Origin of the sequence: Pantoea sp. GCM10028869 (assembly GCF_042666835.1) — a bacterium.
Lineage (GTDB): Bacteria > Pseudomonadota > Gammaproteobacteria > Enterobacterales > Enterobacteriaceae > Pantoea > Pantoea leporis.
This window is the reverse complement of sequence record NZ_JBHTGO010000001.1, coordinates 169,026-184,519: the sequence shown is the minus strand read 5'-3', so window position 1 is coordinate 184,519 and position 15,494 is coordinate 169,026. Positions and strand designations below refer to the sequence as shown.

15 protein-coding genes and 2 pseudogenes are annotated in these 15,494 nt (G+C 49.3%); 5 read left to right on the top strand and 12 right to left on the bottom strand.

From position 1 onward, the window contains the following. Positions 1-50: 50 nt before the first annotated feature. Both ACFQW4_RS00910 and ACFQW4_RS00905 read right to left on the bottom strand, forming a co-directional pair. The gene (locus tag ACFQW4_RS00910) at positions 51-377 is read right to left on the bottom strand and encodes a DNA-binding transcriptional regulator (RefSeq protein WP_217548358.1); all 327 of its coding nucleotides are present in this window, start codon (positions 375-377) and stop codon (positions 51-53) included. Further along, positions 370-752: pseudogene (locus ACFQW4_RS00905) on the bottom strand (type II toxin-antitoxin system RelE/ParE family toxin). The gene ACFQW4_RS00910 and the pseudogene ACFQW4_RS00905 overlap by 8 nt, the downstream one beginning before the upstream one ends. A gap of 274 nt (positions 753-1,026) precedes the next feature. Here ACFQW4_RS00905 and ycgZ point away from each other — a divergent pair. Together ycgZ and ACFQW4_RS00895 are read left to right on the top strand one after the other, a co-directional pair. Further along, positions 1,027-1,278, top strand: coding sequence for a regulatory protein YcgZ (gene ycgZ, locus ACFQW4_RS00900; protein WP_110866812.1), 252 nt, complete (start codon positions 1,027-1,029; stop codon positions 1,276-1,278). 117 nt (positions 1,279-1,395) lie between these two features. Beyond that, the gene (locus ACFQW4_RS00895) at positions 1,396-1,686 is read left to right on the top strand and encodes a hypothetical protein (protein WP_101761585.1); all 291 of its coding nucleotides are present in this window, start codon (positions 1,396-1,398) and stop codon (positions 1,684-1,686) included. 198 nt (positions 1,687-1,884) lie between these two features. On the opposite strand, the gene ACFQW4_RS00890 is transcribed toward ACFQW4_RS00895, so the two are convergent. From ACFQW4_RS00890 to ACFQW4_RS00875, 4 genes and pseudogenes are all read right to left on the bottom strand, one after another. Continuing rightward, on the bottom strand, positions 1,885-2,235 hold the full coding sequence (locus ACFQW4_RS00890; protein WP_008102074.1) for a DUF3147 family protein: 351 nt from the start codon (positions 2,233-2,235) through the stop codon (positions 1,885-1,887). Between the two features lie 26 nt (positions 2,236-2,261). Continuing rightward, on the bottom strand, positions 2,262-3,125 hold the full coding sequence (locus ACFQW4_RS00885) for a substrate-binding domain-containing protein (protein WP_377723204.1): 864 nt from the start codon (positions 3,123-3,125) through the stop codon (positions 2,262-2,264). Between the two features lie 122 nt (positions 3,126-3,247). After that, the gene (locus ACFQW4_RS00880) at positions 3,248-3,889 is read right to left on the bottom strand and encodes a LysE family translocator (protein WP_101761587.1); all 642 of its coding nucleotides are present in this window, start codon (positions 3,887-3,889) and stop codon (positions 3,248-3,250) included. A gap of 225 nt (positions 3,890-4,114) precedes the next feature. Further along, a pseudogene (locus tag ACFQW4_RS00875) lies at positions 4,115-4,468 on the bottom strand (DUF1428 domain-containing protein). Positions 4,469-4,646: 178 nt separating this feature from the next. On the opposite strand from ACFQW4_RS00875, the gene ACFQW4_RS00870 reads away from it, so the two are divergent. Further along, positions 4,647-5,333 (top strand): hypothetical protein, encoded by a 687-nt coding sequence (locus ACFQW4_RS00870; RefSeq protein ID WP_192235577.1) that lies wholly within the window; start codon positions 4,647-4,649, stop codon positions 5,331-5,333. A 38-nt stretch (positions 5,334-5,371) separates the two neighbouring features. Here ACFQW4_RS00870 and ACFQW4_RS00865 read toward each other — a convergent pair whose 3' ends face one another. The 6 genes from ACFQW4_RS00865 to ACFQW4_RS00840 all read right to left on the bottom strand — a co-directional run bounded on the left by ACFQW4_RS00865 (position 5,372) and on the right by ACFQW4_RS00840 (position 12,569). After that, positions 5,372-6,808 (bottom strand): 6-phospho-beta-glucosidase, encoded by a 1,437-nt coding sequence (locus ACFQW4_RS00865; RefSeq protein ID WP_377723976.1) that lies wholly within the window; start codon positions 6,806-6,808, stop codon positions 5,372-5,374. Positions 6,809-6,823: 15 nt separating this feature from the next. Continuing rightward, the gene (locus ACFQW4_RS00860) at positions 6,824-8,332 is read right to left on the bottom strand and encodes a PTS transporter subunit EIIC (RefSeq protein WP_222233879.1); all 1,509 of its coding nucleotides are present in this window, start codon (positions 8,330-8,332) and stop codon (positions 6,824-6,826) included. Between the two features lie 117 nt (positions 8,333-8,449). Further along, positions 8,450-9,208, bottom strand: coding sequence for a MurR/RpiR family transcriptional regulator (locus ACFQW4_RS00855; RefSeq protein WP_210080406.1), 759 nt, complete (start codon positions 9,206-9,208; stop codon positions 8,450-8,452). 158 nt (positions 9,209-9,366) lie between these two features. Continuing rightward, positions 9,367-9,849, bottom strand: coding sequence for a glutathione peroxidase (locus ACFQW4_RS00850; protein WP_101761592.1), 483 nt, complete (start codon positions 9,847-9,849; stop codon positions 9,367-9,369). Positions 9,850-9,943: 94 nt separating this feature from the next. Then, positions 9,944-11,125 carry an MFS transporter gene (locus ACFQW4_RS00845; RefSeq protein ID WP_377723200.1) on the bottom strand — a complete coding sequence of 394 codons (1,182 nt, stop codon included), beginning with the start codon at positions 11,123-11,125 and terminating at the stop codon, positions 9,944-9,946. A gap of 307 nt (positions 11,126-11,432) precedes the next feature. Beyond that, complete coding sequence (locus ACFQW4_RS00840) at positions 11,433-12,569, bottom strand: alpha/beta hydrolase (protein WP_377723198.1); 1,137 nt, start codon at positions 12,567-12,569, stop codon at positions 11,433-11,435. 173 nt (positions 12,570-12,742) lie between these two features. Here ACFQW4_RS00840 and ACFQW4_RS00835 point away from each other — a divergent pair, with 173 nt between their 5' ends. Both ACFQW4_RS00835 and ACFQW4_RS00830 read left to right on the top strand, forming a co-directional pair. After that, the gene (locus tag ACFQW4_RS00835; RefSeq protein ID WP_110866803.1) at positions 12,743-13,627 is read left to right on the top strand and encodes a LysR family transcriptional regulator; all 885 of its coding nucleotides are present in this window, start codon (positions 12,743-12,745) and stop codon (positions 13,625-13,627) included. Positions 13,628-14,018: 391 nt separating this feature from the next. Next, a complete protein-coding gene (locus ACFQW4_RS00830; RefSeq protein WP_377723197.1) occupies positions 14,019-15,167 on the top strand; it encodes a glycosyltransferase family 4 protein in 1,149 nt (382 codons plus the stop codon). Positions 15,168-15,494 lie beyond the last annotated feature (327 nt).

Here is a 15,494-nt window from a genome sequence, read left to right as displayed (position 1 = left end):
CTCGCCACGCTGACATTCATGGCGACCGATTTACCCTCAACTGACAGGCATCATTGCAGCACTTCCAACCCCTTTCGCTCGATAAGATTGAGCAATCGCAGTGCTGCTCCGTTAGGTTTTTTCTCTTCTCGTTCCCACTTCACTACCGTCCCCACTGACATGCCGACGTAGGCGGCCAGCATCGCCTGGCTCAGATTATAACGTTGACGTAACTGATTTATTTCATCTCCCGACATCATGTGCAGGACAGGTAGCGAAGCGCGCAATTCACGCAATCTCACACGAGAATCAATTTTTTCTTTTAGCTCATCGGTGAGCACGCCAATTTCATTAAAATCCTTGGCGATCTCTTGTAAATCTTTCAGATGATTAACCATCACATTTTACCTCACGCATTTTGCCAGTATTAATGGCTACTTTTGCTTGTTCTGATGTCATTTCAAACAGTTGTTTGGCCACTTCCTTGTAGAGAGCGAGATCAGATTCAGATATCTCTAGACCACTACTTTTGAATGCGGATTTAGCATAGCCGTTGACGAAAAAAAGATGTTTTTCAGTTTTAAAGGCTACAACCGCCCGGGCCCCGCCACTTTTCCAGCAACTAAAGGAATGCGCTTCTTGTAAACTCCCCCGCCGAAACTGGCTTCATAAATCCCTGCCATGACTTCCAGCGCCGCTTTGCATAATTTTGCACTATCGATAGCGTCACCTTTGGTGTTTCTATCGAATGGCTTTAAGACATAAATTGCCATGTGTTCCCTCCGTTCTTAATGAGGACTCTCCTTGTCCTGGCATGAAAACCTATTGTACTAAGTGCAATACATATACTCAAGAACAGCCTTCATCACTGAGCATTGTATGAAATACACTCAACCTCCCTGACCTGTTCCTTAAGTGATTGTTAACAATAAATTAGCACTTTTGGCCAAATGACTACGCTACTGATTCGCCATATTCCTGTACATATTAATTAAACTTGTATAAGTTTGATGGCTAAAGTTATACGTCAACCTTGAGGATGGAACCATGCGTCAGGATCGTAACTTTTCCACAGCGTCGGAAGCAATTGCACGCTACTTCAAAGAAGCCTCTTTGCCTTCGCAGCAGGAAACGCTGGGGCAGATTGTGGTTGAAATCTTACGTTCAGGACGGACGTTAAGCCGTAAAACACTATGCACCAAGCTGCTGTGCCGTATGGAGCAAGCACGCGGTACTGAAGCGGAAATTCACTATCAGCAATTAATCGGCCTGATGTTTTCCGTAGAACGAGAAGCCTAAATCAGGCGCCGCTGGCCTGAGAATTAACCAAGTGGTTTCCGCCTCATTCAGCTACTGGTTAGACTGAATCCACTTCGTTATTTGCCGCAGGTCTGCCGCGGTAATCAGAGAGAATATATGTACAGAAGTGATGAAGAACGGCTCACCGACATCATCATGGGCGATGCGATTTTACAGTTGCTGAAAAAATCCGGCCCGGTTTCTACTCGCGCGCTGCTTGATAAATTGCGCGTGATGGCTTCGATTGAACGCGATCCGCCGCGCCAGCAAGCGCTGAGCCGTGCGATGTCGGAAGTGATGAATCATATCGAAACCCCGCAGCAGAGCGGAATAGCGATCAAAAACACCGATAACGTGACGCATATTTTCCGCAATCGTGACGGTTCAGGTAATGGAACCAAGCACTAAACGTTGGGCGAATGCTGGTTGATCCGCGTTCGCCCTTTTTTTTTCAATGTAAACACATCACGCTTGTTTTCTTCGCGCGCCACACTGGACCGGAAGGATCGCCTTTCGCCGAGAGCAGCCTGCTGACTTAGCGCATTCTTAAAATGCAGATGGATGCATCGCAAGATTGGGTATTGGTGAAGCGTTCTCCTAATAAACTTACATCAACTCAATACCAAAACGCTTGAGCAGCGTGGCCCAAAGTAGAAATAGCAAGATGGTGAGTACGCAACTCGCGATCAACGTCGGCCAGAATCCGAGGCGTTGATAGAGAAATGGAAAGGCGACAAACATCGGCAAGGTTGGCACCACATACCAGAAGGTGTACCACGCGTGACTGGCAATTTTGGCCTGACTTTGGCCTTCCAGCTTCATCCAGATCAGCACCAGCACCGTCACCAAAGGCAGTGCGGCAATCAGCCCGCCAAGGCGATCGCTACGCTTAGCCACTTCAGATATCAGCACCACCATGCCAGCGGTTATGGCGTATTTGGCGATGAGCCAGAGCATCCGATTCTCCTTCCTGCTGAAGGCGATTAATGCCGAATCGCACATCCGCACTGCGACATTTCGCCCGGCACATGTTTGCCGTGATGTGAATGGCGCACCTGCATTTCGCCCTGCTGCCAGGCGTTACTGGTATCGGCACGGTTTTCCAGTAAACGATTCAGCGCTTCGGCCACCAGCAAATCCCGTCGCTGCGCCCAACTGGTGAGATGCCAGGTTGACGCGCGCGCCTCATCGACATCATCAAAACCCACCACCGCAACATGTGCGCCTTGCGCGAAGTCGCGCACCGCTTGTAACGCGCCGAACGCCAGCACATCGCTTTCGCAAAACAGCGCATTGATGCGCTCGGCAGCGCGCGTTTTCTTCAAGTACGCCATCATTGCCTGATAAGCCAGTTCGCGATCGTTGCCACTGGCAGAGAGCTCGATATTCAGTTCTTTCTGTTCAGCTTGTAGGCTAGCGACAAAACCGTCCATCTGGCGCGCGGGCGCGCTATTTTCCTGACTGTGCATAAAGCCGAAACGTTGATGACCTTGCGACAGCAGCAGCAATCCCATCTCTTCGCCTGCATCATAACCATCCGCAATCACAACGTTAGCATCCGCGCTGGCGCTGTGGCTGAGATGAACCGTTGCCGTCTGCGGCAGAATATCGGCCACCACACTCAGTTCATCGCTAAACAGCGAAGTCAGAAAAACCAAGCCGCCAACAGGAAGTTGCGCCGCATTACGCAGCGCGCTTTGAAAACTTTCGCGGGAATTCGCATTCAGCAGCAGCGTAATAAAACCACGCTCATTCAACTGGCGCGTGACTTCATTAAGCAGCTTTACGGTGTGGGGGTTGATGAACTCATCGCTGACAATGCCGACGATATTAGAATTAACGGCCATGAAATGACTCTCCTGCAACTTAGCGTGCGGTAATTATTTGTAGGTAACAAAGTTAAGCATTCCACGTTACCCGAATAATCCGCGAGCGCCAATCGCTGGCCGTTGTTCCTAAGATGGATTTGTTAACGACGCGTCAGCGCCAGGCGTACGCCTAAACCGATAAAGGTGATGCCCACCACACGATCAAGCAATTTCTGCAACATCACATTGCGCGACACCGCGCTAGCCGCGCTGCCAGCAACCAGAGCAAATATCACGTCAGTCATTAAACCCACAACCGCATACGTCAGGCCGAGCAACAGAAACGAGCTGGCATGATGATCGCCATCAACTACCACGAATTGTGGAAAGAAGGAGATGAAAAACAGCAATACTTTTGGATTGGTAATCGATGTAATAAAACCGCGAATTAATAAGCTGCGCGTATTAGAGCGTGGAATTTCAGCCTGCGGTGTTTTCTCTTCTTCACGGCTAAAAAAGGTTCCCCACACCATCTTACTGCCCAGATAAATTAAATACGCCGCACCGATATATTTAATCACCGTAAATAACAGTGGCGAAGCGGTAATTAGCGCCGTCAAACCGACGGCGCTGGCAATGGCATGCGTGCAACTTCCTAGCGCTACGCCACTCGCTGATATCACACCGCTACGTCGTCCATTCGCTACGCTTTGTCCTACGACATAAGCTAAATCCGGTCCCGGTGTAATACACAGCAGAAATACGGATGCGAGGAAAAGCGGAAAGTGCGTGATATCCAGCATAGTGACTCCTTGTGAAAGGTGAATAATTCCAGCGCCTATCGTAGCGGCGCAATTAATTGCACACAATAGAAGTAAGAGACACACAATGATTAAAAAAATAGCGCAATAAATCGCGTAAGGCCGATCAATTAAGTACCGCATCAAATCACCGTACATTTTGTAGCGGCGCGAATTACCGCGCAATAAATTGCGCCGCTACGGTTCACTGCAGTTGCAAATACTCAACTACGCCTCCAGCAAAATCGCGAATCCACCATAGATCATACGCTTACCATCGAACGGCATATTCTCGCCCATCTCTTTCATGCGCGGATCGGACATCATTTTGGCATTGGCGGCGTCACGTACTTCCTGCGATGGGTATTCGATCCAGCTGAACACCACCGTTTCGCCCTCTTCGGCTTTTACCGCGCGATAAAAATCGGTCTGCGCGCCTTCGGGAACATCGTCTGCCCAGCACTCGACAACACGCGTGGCGCCAAACTCTTTAAACAGCGGTGCGGCTTTAGCCGCCATGGCACGTTAATCCTCCTTATTAGCTTCCGGCACCGCTACGACAAAACCATCAACATACGACATAGCTCGTTACTCCGTCGTCATTCGCGCGGTCAGTAATAACCGCCCATTCATTGTATGAATAACGCGCAACAAGAGCCGAAACAGAGATGAAAATTTGCGCGCTTACTCGCAGATTCTGCGCGCGCCAGACGATTTACGTTACACTGACGCCTTTGATCGTTACGTCACCGAGAAATCTATGCGCATCACCATTGAACCGGCCGATCAGCCGTTTATTCACCGTTTGTTGGGTGAAGAGATTGAGAGTATTGACACCGCATCCACCGATGCCACGCTATTACAGCAGGCGCTGCACAGCGCACGACAGCAGAAGAATCACGAAGCCGACCTCGACTGGCGCCGCAACGCGCTGTTTCTGCTGCTGTTTGTATTTTTATATGCCGCACTCGGCGCGTCGTTAACGCTGGATCTCACGCCGCAGGCATCGAGCCATAAAAGCCTCGCTTATGCGCTGGAAGCGGTGCCGGTACTGATTGCTTTTTCTGGTTTATTCGTCTCGCTGCTGTACGTATTTCTGACTCGCAGCGGCGCTCGACGCTTGCGTAACTGGGAACAGGGAATATTTGTGCTGGAGAAATACAGCGGCGCGAATTTCAGTCGGCAAATTAATGAAATGGGATCACGCACCACGAATTATTCGCAATCGGCAATTAACGTTGCGCTAGCGCTGTTTATTTGTGTGACCTGGGTGGTGATGTATAACTATTTCACTTTCACCACCAGCGGCGTGATTGGCAGCGTGATTTCACTGTTCATCACCACCATGACCTACGTGATTCTGGATATTCAGCTGCTGAAATCTAATTCATCCATCGCTATTGATGAACCGCTGATTCCAGTTGAAGACGAAAAAGAGAAGCCATAAGGATCTCAATGTGCGACATCCCTGTCGCACATATTTCGCTAGAGTTCTTCGCCGTTGCTGGCGATAACCCGGCGATACCAGTCAAAACTCTTCTTCTTCGAGCGGGAAAAATCTCCGCTACCATCATCGTTTTTATTTACGTAAATAAAGCCATAGCGCTTGCTGTATTGGCCGGTCGTGAAAGATACGCAGTCAATACATCCCCAAGGGGTATATCCCATAAGATCGACGCCATCTTCGGTCACGGCTTTCTTCATCTGTTCAATATGCTCCCGCAGATAATCGATGCGGTAGTCATCATTGATCTCGCCCTTTTCATCCATTTTGTCTATGGCACCAAAACCGTTTTCCACCACGAACAGCGGCTTTTCGTAACGCTCGTACAAAATATTAAGTACATAACGCAGCCCAACCGGATCGATCTGCCAGCCCCAATCTGAGGCTTTAACGTGCGGGTTCGGTACGCTGCCCTCAAAGCCAGAAAGCGCCGTCCCGCTGCCGGCATTTTCTTTACTGATCGCATTACTCATGTAATAACTCAGCCCGATATAATCGGCACAGCCTTCCCGCAGGATCTGCGCATCATCGGCTTCCATTGCAATATGGTATCCCTTGCGTTGCCATTCGTTGAGAATATAAGCCGGATAATGACCGCGCATATGCACATCACTGAACAGGAATCGCTCCCGCATCGCTTCCTGAGCATACATCACGTCATCCGGATGACAGGAAAACGGATAGAGCGGCACCATGGCGATCATGCAGCCAATTTGTAGTGCAGGATTAATTTCATGTCCCAACTTCACAACTTGAGCACTCGCCACAAATTGATGGTGCAGAACCTGATACATGCACTCTTCAGGATTAGGCTCGTGGGTGAAAATAACGCCCGAGCAGCAATAACCAAACAGCGGGGTTTTCCAGTTGCGCTGATTATTAATTTCGTTGAAGGTCATCCAGTATTTTACTTTGTGCTGGAAACGATTAATGACCACCGCGCTGAAGTGGACAAAGAAGTCCAAAACTTTTCTATTTTTCCAGCCGCCATATTCGGTTACCAGGAAGTTTGGCATCTCAAAATGGGACAGCGTAATTACCGGTTCAATCCCGCATTTCAGCAGCTCATCGAATAGCGCATCGTAAAAATGCAACCCCTCTTCGTTCGGCTCGGCTTCATCGCCGCGTGGAAAAATACGCGACCAGGCAATTGAGGTGCGGAAGCAGCGAAAGCCCATTTCTGCCAACAGCGCGATATCCTCAGGATAGCGATGGTAAAAGTCTGATGCCTCGTGATTGGCATAAAAGCAGTCATCCTGAATGTCGGCGGTGATGACGCGATCAACACCGTGCGCCCCGCTGGTCAGGACATCGACTATGCTCGGGCCTTTACCGCCTTTATCCCAGGCTCCCTCGACCTGATGAGCGGCAACAGCACCGCCCCACATGAAATTTTCTGGAAATTGCTTATTCATAATCTGTATCTCTATTTATCAGAGGGTGCCAGGCTGCGGCACAGAGCGAACGTCAGGTTGGCTGTTTTCTTTGAATCCCGCGACCCAGGAGAAAACCATGCCCAATATGAAGGCGACGAATATGGATACCAGGAAGCCGAGGAACTGCGTCATGTGCCCCTCTTTAAAGAACACCGGCAGGACGGCAATGCCGGGAATGCAGTAACTCCATGAAACCGCGTTGAAAGCCCCGGCGATCATGCCGCCGGCAGCGCCCGCCAGGCAGCCACAAATCATCGGTCGTTTAAGACGCAGAGCCACACCGTAAATGGCGGGTTCAGTGATGCCGAACAGCGCCGTTACACCCGCAGAAAGCGCCATGCGCTTAAGCTCAGCGTCTTTCGCCTTCAGGTATACGCCCAGCACCGCGCCCGCCATACCGAATACCGCGGAGGCTTGCAGACCGGTAAAGGTGTCGTAGCCCAGGGTGGCATAGTTACCGACGGTCACTGGCGTGATGCCCCAATGCACGCCCAAGGTAACCAGTGGCATCCACAAGGCACCAACCACAAATCCGGCAATGGCAGGGCTGAGATGATAAAGGGTGTTGTAGACGCCACCGATGGCGCCGCCGATCATATTGCCGATCGGGCCAAATGCCAGAAGCGTGAACGGAACCATGATGGCGAGGCAGAACATGGGCGTGAACAGGTTGCGTATCACCATCGGAAGCAGGCGCTCGAAGAAACGCTGTACATACGACATGCCCCACACCATCAAAATAATGGGGATTACCGACGAGGTGTAACTCAAATACTCTACCGGCAGCCCCATAAAGGTCAGCGGCGCGGCATCAAGCGGAATGCCAGCGATCTGCACCATTACCTTTGAAATCTCGGGATTTTCAACCGCGCCCTTCATCAAAGCCTGCACTGCGGGATCGGCTGAGTTGGCGGTGAGGATTTTGTTGGCCGTCAACATATTCAGGTAATCCGGCGACACCAGCGCGCAGGCGGAGATAACCGCTGTGAACGGATTGACGTTGAATTTTTTGGCGGCGGTAAACGCAACCATCACGGGCAGGAAGGTAAAGCCGGTCCACGAAACGAAGTTAAGGATGCGATAAGTGCCGCTTGCCGGATCCATTAGGTCGATGGCGGTCAGCAGCGAAATGATGCCCTGCAGCACACCGCAGGCTGCCAGTGGATAGAGAAAAGGCGCAAATATGCTGGAGATGATATCCATAATGCGGCTAACGATACCGATATTAGGCTGTGGTACCGCTGCACTTTCGTCGAAAGTGAGTAGATTCTGCACTTCGCGGTAAGCATCACCAACGTGATTACCAATCACCACCTGCATCTGGCCGCTGGCCTGCATCGCGGTGATAACGCCTTTTACCCGCTTTAGTGATTCAACCTCGACCAGAGAATAATCTTTCAGCACAAACCTCAGACGTGTAGCGCAATGTGTCACACTTATCACATTATTATCGCTACCTATCAGTCTAACGATCTCTTTCGCAGAATCCGCATAATCTATTGCCATGGTTTTCTTCCATTGCCAGAGGGAATTCAGCCCGTCAGGAGCGGACTAATTCCGGCAATGTTAGAAAATCATCCCGGCAATGTCACGAGGTCACAATATGTTATAACGGGTCGCTAATTACAAAAATGTCACACCGCGTGACATATCGCTGACATTATTCACCACCAGCTTTCTGCCTATCGATTCAAGAATAAAAATGACCGGAACCTGAGTGGTAATATCGTATTCGCTTTCTATCAAAATGCGAGAAACATGGTAAGGAACAATAAAGTCAGAAAGTTTTGCCAGTGTTGAATCCGGGTTACAGGTAATAGAAATCACTTTGCACTTGTGAATAACAAACTGCCTGGCAAGCTTCAATATTTCGGGAGTTTCGCCAGAGACAGAAAGCACGATAGCCACTGAACTCTGCACCATATCGGTACTCACCGGATAATAGGGATCATCAATGTGATTACTGAACTTGCCTACATTAGAGAAGAAACGCGCACCATACCTGCCAAGAGTGCCAGAGCTGCCTGCGCCAGCAAAGAACACCCGTTCGGCATCACGAATGTATTGAGCCGCCTGATTGATCATCTCATCAAATTCATCGTTTCTGATGCTTTTAAAAAAGGTCAATATTTCCTCAGCTCCATGAGGAATCAGTAATGTGTTATTTTTGTTCAGGTGCAACTTCATACTGGCTTTGAGTTCTGAGTAACCTTTGAAATCCATTTTTTTACAGAATCTCAGAACAGTCGCGGTAGATACGCCAGAATTATCAGCTAGCTCTCTTATCGTCATATAAATAACGGCATTGATGTTTTTAATAATGTAATTATGCACGCTGCTTTCGAGGGCATTTAAGGTTGATAGTTTTCTGGCGTTAAACATCTATTCAAACATCCTGACGATTCAATTATGACGCTTATCATGTCACAAACCGTGACATCTGAGGGATGTTTAACGAGTAAACCCGCGCGGCAAACCAAAAGAAATTGTATTAATTGTGATAGCTCGCACAATTTGGATCAAGCATGGCGGAATGCATATTAGTTTTCCAGCGCAGTAAGGATCGTCGCTTCCATTTTTTCTGGTTTGGTGATCGGTGCAAATCGCTTGATCGGTTTGCCGTCGCGTCCGATCAGAAACTTTGTGAAGTTCCATTTGATCCGCCCGCCCAACACACCGGGTAATTCGGCTTTCAGGTAGCGAAATACGGGGTGCGTTGCGGCGCCGTTAACTTCGACTTTCTCGAACATCGGGAAGCTCACACCGTAGTTGATGAGGCAGGTCTGCGCGATATCATCGGCTCCGCCAGGTTCCTGCTTGCCAAACTGATTGCAGGGGAAACCCAATATCATCAGCCCATTGTCCGCGTACTTCTTGTAGAGCGCTTCAAGGCCTGCATATTGAGGAGTAAATCCACAATGGCTGGCGGTATTCACCACCAGAACCAGCTTCCCGGCGTAATCGGCCATAGAGATGGGCTGGCCTCGCAAGCTGATGGCATTAAGTTGATGAAAGGTGGTCATGTATCAATCCTCAGAGCAGAATCAGTTCGGCATTAAAGACGGTGCTTTAATCAGCGGCCTCTGCGCCTTATTCTATGATTAAAGCGCCTGCGATTCATGTTAGACGTGATGTGTGAAAAGTCATGACTACCGCACCAAGAAGTAATAAACCACTCAAGCCGAAAGCACTTTGCCAACCCAGACTGTCGAAAATCAAACCCCCAACGGTTGATCCCAGCGCAATGGAGAGTTGGATGACAGCAACCATCAGACCACCACCTGCCTCTGCATCTTCGGGTAGCGTCCGCGCGAGCCATGTCCACCATCCGGTTGGCGCGGCTGTCGCAAGCATTCCCCACAGGCTCAGCAAAACGGCAACAATCCACATGCTGTGGCCAAACAAAAGTAACGTACCGGCAATCGCTGACATAAGCAGTGGTATCAAGATTAATGTCGGATAAAACCTTGAGTTCAGGAAGGTCGAAACAAACGTTGTGCCGATAAAACCTGCTGCGCCTATAGCAAGTAAAATCCAGGACAGGCCAAGCGCGCTCACTCCGGTCACGTTCTCCAGAAACGGTCGCACGTAAGTAAATAAGGAAAACTGCCCCATAAAGAAGAGTCCGCAAGCCAACAGCCCCATTGATACGATAGAGGCTCTGAAAAGACCAAGCACCGATCCCTGTGGCTTGCGCGCATTATCGCTTTCCATCGAAGGCAGGCTGAGGCATTGCCAGATGAACGCAACTATCGCAAGCGGTACCAGACATAAAAAGGCACCCCGCCATCCGACAGTCGCCCCCAGGTAGCTACCCAGCGGTGCCGCCACAACGGTGGCCAGCGCGTTCCCGCCGTTAAAAGTCGCCAGCGCGCGGGTAACCTTGTGCTGCGGTACCAGCCGAATGGCTGTTGCGGCCGACATTGACCAGAATCCACCGATGACGATTCCAATCAACGCTCTCCCGAGCATATAAACCGAATAACTGGCCGCCAGCGCGACAATGATTGCCGATACCGTCATCAAAATCGTTAGTCCCAGCAGAAGATATTTCCGATTCAGGTCCCCGGCAATGCGGGAGATAGCCAGGCTGGTAATCACCGCCAGCGCGCCAGAGATGGCAATTCCCTGTCCTGCCAGTCCTTCCGTGACATGCAAGTCGCGGGCAATAGGTGTTAGCAGACTGACCGGCATAAATTCAGAAGCGATCAATACAAAAACGCAGAGCGTCATGGCAAAAACGCCCCCCCAATACGACTGAGTTTTATGGTGAGAGGATTTAATATTTACTGTGGACATTATCAACTACTCTTCAAATCGATCCGACCTGATTCAGGCGAAAGTGGGAGATGCGCTTTTCAGGGAATAACATCATCATTTCACTGCGTTACATTAGGCGAGTTAATGCCTAATGCTCGTCAGTTAAGACATGAAAACCCGTAATTACCGAGAGCACGCATTGTAGCGGCGCAATTTATTGCGCGATAAATCGCGCCGCTACGGAAGGTGCGGCGATTCGATACGGCGCTTAACTGAACGGCATCAGGGGAGTTAATGCCACCCGTGAAGTAGGGGTGGCATGGTAAATGCAAATTATTTCAGAAAGTTACCTTAATTTTGATTTGAAAAATTGTTCAAACTTAGCAAACGGGATCTTTCCAGCCACGTTGTCATATAAGTCCACATGATTTGCCCCGGGAATAATCACCAGCTCTTTCTTGTTACTCCCGATCGCCTTAAAAGCGTCTTCAGCAAAATAACGTGAATGGGCTTTTTCACCGGTCACAACAAGCGCAGGGATAGTGATTTCATTTGCATAACTCAGCAGCGGCATATTCATAAATGACAGTGGCATTGTTGCATTCCATGCGCCGGTTGAGTTGACCGAACGCGCATGGAAACCGCGTGGCATGCGGTAATAATCAAAGAATTCTTTCAAGACTGGATTTGGATTAGCGGGTAACGTTTCCGGCAGAATACGCTCAGAAGCGCTGACTTTGCCTTTTTCGTCAACATCAATGTCGTGACCACCGGGCGCGAAAGTGCCGTTTTCCGCATCCTTCCAGCGCTGCGCGTTCAGATACTGCAACACAGCACGACGATCGGCGCTGGTGTAACGATCTTTGCCATCGCCTACGCCGTGGCCCATCGCGCGGCTCATGTCATACATCACGCTGGTTGCTACTGCTTTAACGCGTGTATCCATCGCAGCGTCGTTTAATGCCATGCCGCCCAGACCGCAAATACCGAGTAGCCCGATATGGTCGCGGTCCACCTCATTTTGCAGACCTAAGAAATCAATTGCCGCGCTGAAATCCTCAGTATTGATATCCGGAGACGCCACATTACGCGGGTAGCCGCCACTTTCGCCCGTATATGAAGGGTCAAACGCGAGGGTGACAAATCCCTTTTCAGCCAGCGTTTGCGCGTACAGGCCGCTGGATTGTTCTTTGACTGCACCGAAGGGCCCGCTGATGGCAATGGCTGCCAGCTTGCGCTCGCCGCGATCCTTTGGAAGATAGAGATCCCCAACTAAAGTGATCCCATAGCGGTTCTGAAAGGTAACCTTACGGTGATCAACTTTCGTACTTTCAGCAAAGGTTTTATCCCAATTTTTGACCAGCGAAATAGGCGCGTTCGGATTGCTGGTATCAGCATAACTCATCGTTGTAACTCCACTTAATGATGCGCATAGCAGCATTGCAGGTAACACTGCTGTCAATTTTTTAGTGAAAACAGTCATTAAAATCCTCCTGAATAAACATCAAAGAGGCAGGTTTCATACCGACAACGCTGCTGTGCTTTGTTGCAATGTGCACATTCTAGTTAGCAGCATGTGTTCTGATTAGAGGGGGATTTTTGCTAAGATTGATATCAAATTGTTCCAAATAACGATGTAGTCATAAGGGCGGGATGATGGCAAAACGGGAAAACTACAACGATCTCTACCTGTTCATGCTGGTGGTGCGCGAGGGGAGTTTTACCGCTGCGGCGAAACGCCTTGGCCTGGCACAATCAGGTATCAGTCGTTCAGTGCGTGAACTTGAAGAAAGACTGGGCGTTCAACTCATTGTTCGCACCACGCGCAGATTATCGCTCACCCATGCCGGTGAGCAGCTTTATCTAACCGTTGAGTCAGGATTCGATGCTTTAGATATGGGGCTCGCTAAGCTGGCCCACTATCGCCAGACCCCATCCGGTACGGTGCGTATCAATGCCAGCCAGCACGCGATAGATAAAGTACTCCTGCCAAAACTTGCGGTATTCAAACAACGCTATCCCGATATCAGACTGGAGCTCATCAGCGAAAGCCGGTTTGTGGATATCATTGCGGAGAGATTCGATGCGGGTGTACGTCTGGGGCCGGAGGTTGGCAGCGGCATGATCGCTGTACGCATTTCGCCCGACATGGAGATGGCCGTTGTCGGTACGCCAGAACACTTTCGTCGCTACGGCTTTCCGCAGATCCCCGCAGATTTGGCCGTTCATCCCTGCATCGCTTATCAGTTAGGCGATGGCAGCCTTTATGCCTGGGAACTTCATCAGGATGGCAAAAAAATCACCCATAGGCCGCAAGGGCAATGGGTTTTTGCTGACAGCTATATGGAAGCGAAAGCCGCTACTCTCGGGCTCGGGCTGGCTTATGTCCCGGAAGAGCTGGTTTCTGAGGATCTGGAACAAGGAAAGCTGATCAGGGTTCTGCAACGGCACAGCCAACGTCTGGAAGCTTCATTTCTCTATTATCCGCATCGCAATGTGTCACCCGCTTTGCGCGCGGTTATTGATACATTGAGAATTTAAAAGGTTTTCAATGGAAAATATGTATACCTGCCAATATCATCATCTCTCTCATTCGCCCACTGTTAATTAATCCTGAAGTAAATAAAGGCTTCTTAGCAACCTGAAACTTTAATCAGCATTGGCACTCTCCCTCCCGACGTTTTCTGGAAATCGATTAAACACCAGCAAATACACGTATTTTTGCTGTTTGGCCGTGCATAATTTGACATGTTGGGAAGCGGCGCAAAAAGCAGATTTTGCTCTGGTATCAACAGTCTGAATAACCATGATGAATTCAGATCTTATCTGAAAAACCATAGCCTACATAACCCAAATACTTTTTTATCCTCTTAATAACGAGGACATTTAAATTAATTCTGTTAATTTTTTGCACTCGCCAGCAGGGGGAAGAATGAAGATTATCGTCGGTGGAAACGGCTACCCAGAAAAGAGAAACATCATTACAGACCCTTCAAATCGCTATCTGGATTACCGTCCCAGAAATATCTGGACCTGGATCAACGTTATAAGGCGGCGCTTATTGCATAAAAATAAACTGTTTATTTTTCGACCACTGCCCCTGATGTCTTCAGGTGATGCGGACATTATCCACCTTTTTAACGAAGTTTCTTCGGGGCCAGGCGACTGGGTAGCGACCTTTGAAACCGAACTGCCCCGTGTTCTTCCCGTTGAGGGAATACCCAAATTTGCCAACCCCGAGCTGGCGCGGGAACTCCGGTACGTCTGCTCTCCGCGCTGCAAAGGTATCATCGCTATCTCAGAAGCCACACGTCAGATCCAACTGCGGCTGCTGGAACATTTCCCCAGGGAGCAGGCTATCATCGGGCCCAAACTGCACGTACTGCATCCCCCGCAGCCGGTACTGCAGGAAAAAAATGCTCTGGTTGAAAGAGGTCCGCTGAATTTTACCTTCGTGGGCAAGGAGTTCTATCGCAAAGGAGGGGCAGAAGTTGTGCTAGCCTTTAGCCAGTTATTAAGGGAAAACCTGATAAGTGTGAACGACGTACGCGTAAATCTGGTTGGTGATCCTGGCAAAATGCATAACGTGGCTCACCAGGCGTTCCAGGATGATGACGCATTTAGAAGAAGCGTGGAGGACACACTTCGTGAATGCCCTCTATTCCAGCACCATACGTCGCTGACCAACGACGCGGTACTGGCGTTGATTAAGACCTCTGATGTCGGGCTGCTGCCCACATGGCAGGAGACATACGGCTTTTCCGTTCTGGAAATGCAGGCCTGCGGCTGCCCGGTAATAACGACGAATGTCAGAGCCTTGCCGGAAATCAATCCGGAAAATGCCGGCTGGCTGATTCGCTGCCCCCTGAATCCGATGTTGGAGCTGACGGTTGGATCGCTCAACGATAAAGCCGCACTGAGAAGCACCATCGTTTCTCAGTTAAAAGCCCATATTTTACATATCTTAAGCGACAGAAAAATTGTCAAAGTGCGCGCTATACAGTCAGTCGCTCGCATACGTAATGAACACGATCCTGTGGAGTTCAGAAATTACCTGAGTGCGATATACAGGGGGTTTTGAGCCAGACAAATAAAGAAATTAACCGTTTTCTGTATGGGTATTGTTCACATTGCTCATACGGATAACCTGCCCTCCCAACATTTCGGGCATTCTTAACTGGAAAACAGACCTTTCCGCCACTATCATCAGCTCACTTATTCACCCACTGATAACTAAGGAGGATTACTATGCCACTGTGTGAATTGTTTATTTACTCACACTTCTAAAGGATTTAAGTATTAATATAACTCACTGTATTTAAAGGATAATAAATCATCTAAAACTTAAATTATGGATGCTTTTTGTTGAATTTTTTTTGCTAAAACATCAAGACGTTACTTATCATTT

What these genes read in the sequence shown, in the direction of transcription:
- ycgZ (WP_110866812.1), top strand. Translation starts at nt 1,027, where the DNA reads ATGCGTCAGGATCGTAACTTTTCCACAGCGTCGGAAGCAATTGCACGC.
- ACFQW4_RS00845 (WP_377723200.1), bottom strand. Translation starts at nt 11,125, where the DNA reads ATGTCCACAGTAAATATTAAATCCTCTCACCATAAAACTCAGTCGTAT.
- ACFQW4_RS00855 (WP_210080406.1), bottom strand. Translation starts at nt 9,208, where the DNA reads ATGTTTAACGCCAGAAAACTATCAACCTTAAATGCCCTCGAAAGCAGC.
- ACFQW4_RS00850 (WP_101761592.1), bottom strand. Translation starts at nt 9,849, where the DNA reads ATGACCACCTTTCATCAACTTAATGCCATCAGCTTGCGAGGCCAGCCC.
- ACFQW4_RS00840 (WP_377723198.1), bottom strand. Translation starts at nt 12,569, where the DNA reads ATGACTGTTTTCACTAAAAAATTGACAGCAGTGTTACCTGCAATGCTG.
- ACFQW4_RS00880 (WP_101761587.1), bottom strand. Translation starts at nt 3,889, where the DNA reads ATGCTGGATATCACGCACTTTCCGCTTTTCCTCGCATCCGTATTTCTG.
- ACFQW4_RS00835 (WP_110866803.1), top strand. Translation starts at nt 12,743, where the DNA reads ATGGCAAAACGGGAAAACTACAACGATCTCTACCTGTTCATGCTGGTG.
- ACFQW4_RS00830 (WP_377723197.1), top strand. Translation starts at nt 14,019, where the DNA reads ATGAAGATTATCGTCGGTGGAAACGGCTACCCAGAAAAGAGAAACATC.
- ACFQW4_RS00860 (WP_222233879.1), bottom strand. Translation starts at nt 8,332, where the DNA reads ATGGCAATAGATTATGCGGATTCTGCGAAAGAGATCGTTAGACTGATA.
- ACFQW4_RS00895 (WP_101761585.1), top strand. Translation starts at nt 1,396, where the DNA reads ATGTACAGAAGTGATGAAGAACGGCTCACCGACATCATCATGGGCGAT.
- ACFQW4_RS00910 (WP_217548358.1), bottom strand. Translation starts at nt 377, where the DNA reads ATGGTTAATCATCTGAAAGATTTACAAGAGATCGCCAAGGATTTTAAT.
- ACFQW4_RS00870 (WP_192235577.1), top strand. Translation starts at nt 4,647, where the DNA reads ATGCGCATCACCATTGAACCGGCCGATCAGCCGTTTATTCACCGTTTG.
- ACFQW4_RS00885 (WP_377723204.1), bottom strand. Translation starts at nt 3,125, where the DNA reads ATGGCCGTTAATTCTAATATCGTCGGCATTGTCAGCGATGAGTTCATC.
- ACFQW4_RS00890 (WP_008102074.1), bottom strand. Translation starts at nt 2,235, where the DNA reads ATGCTCTGGCTCATCGCCAAATACGCCATAACCGCTGGCATGGTGGTG.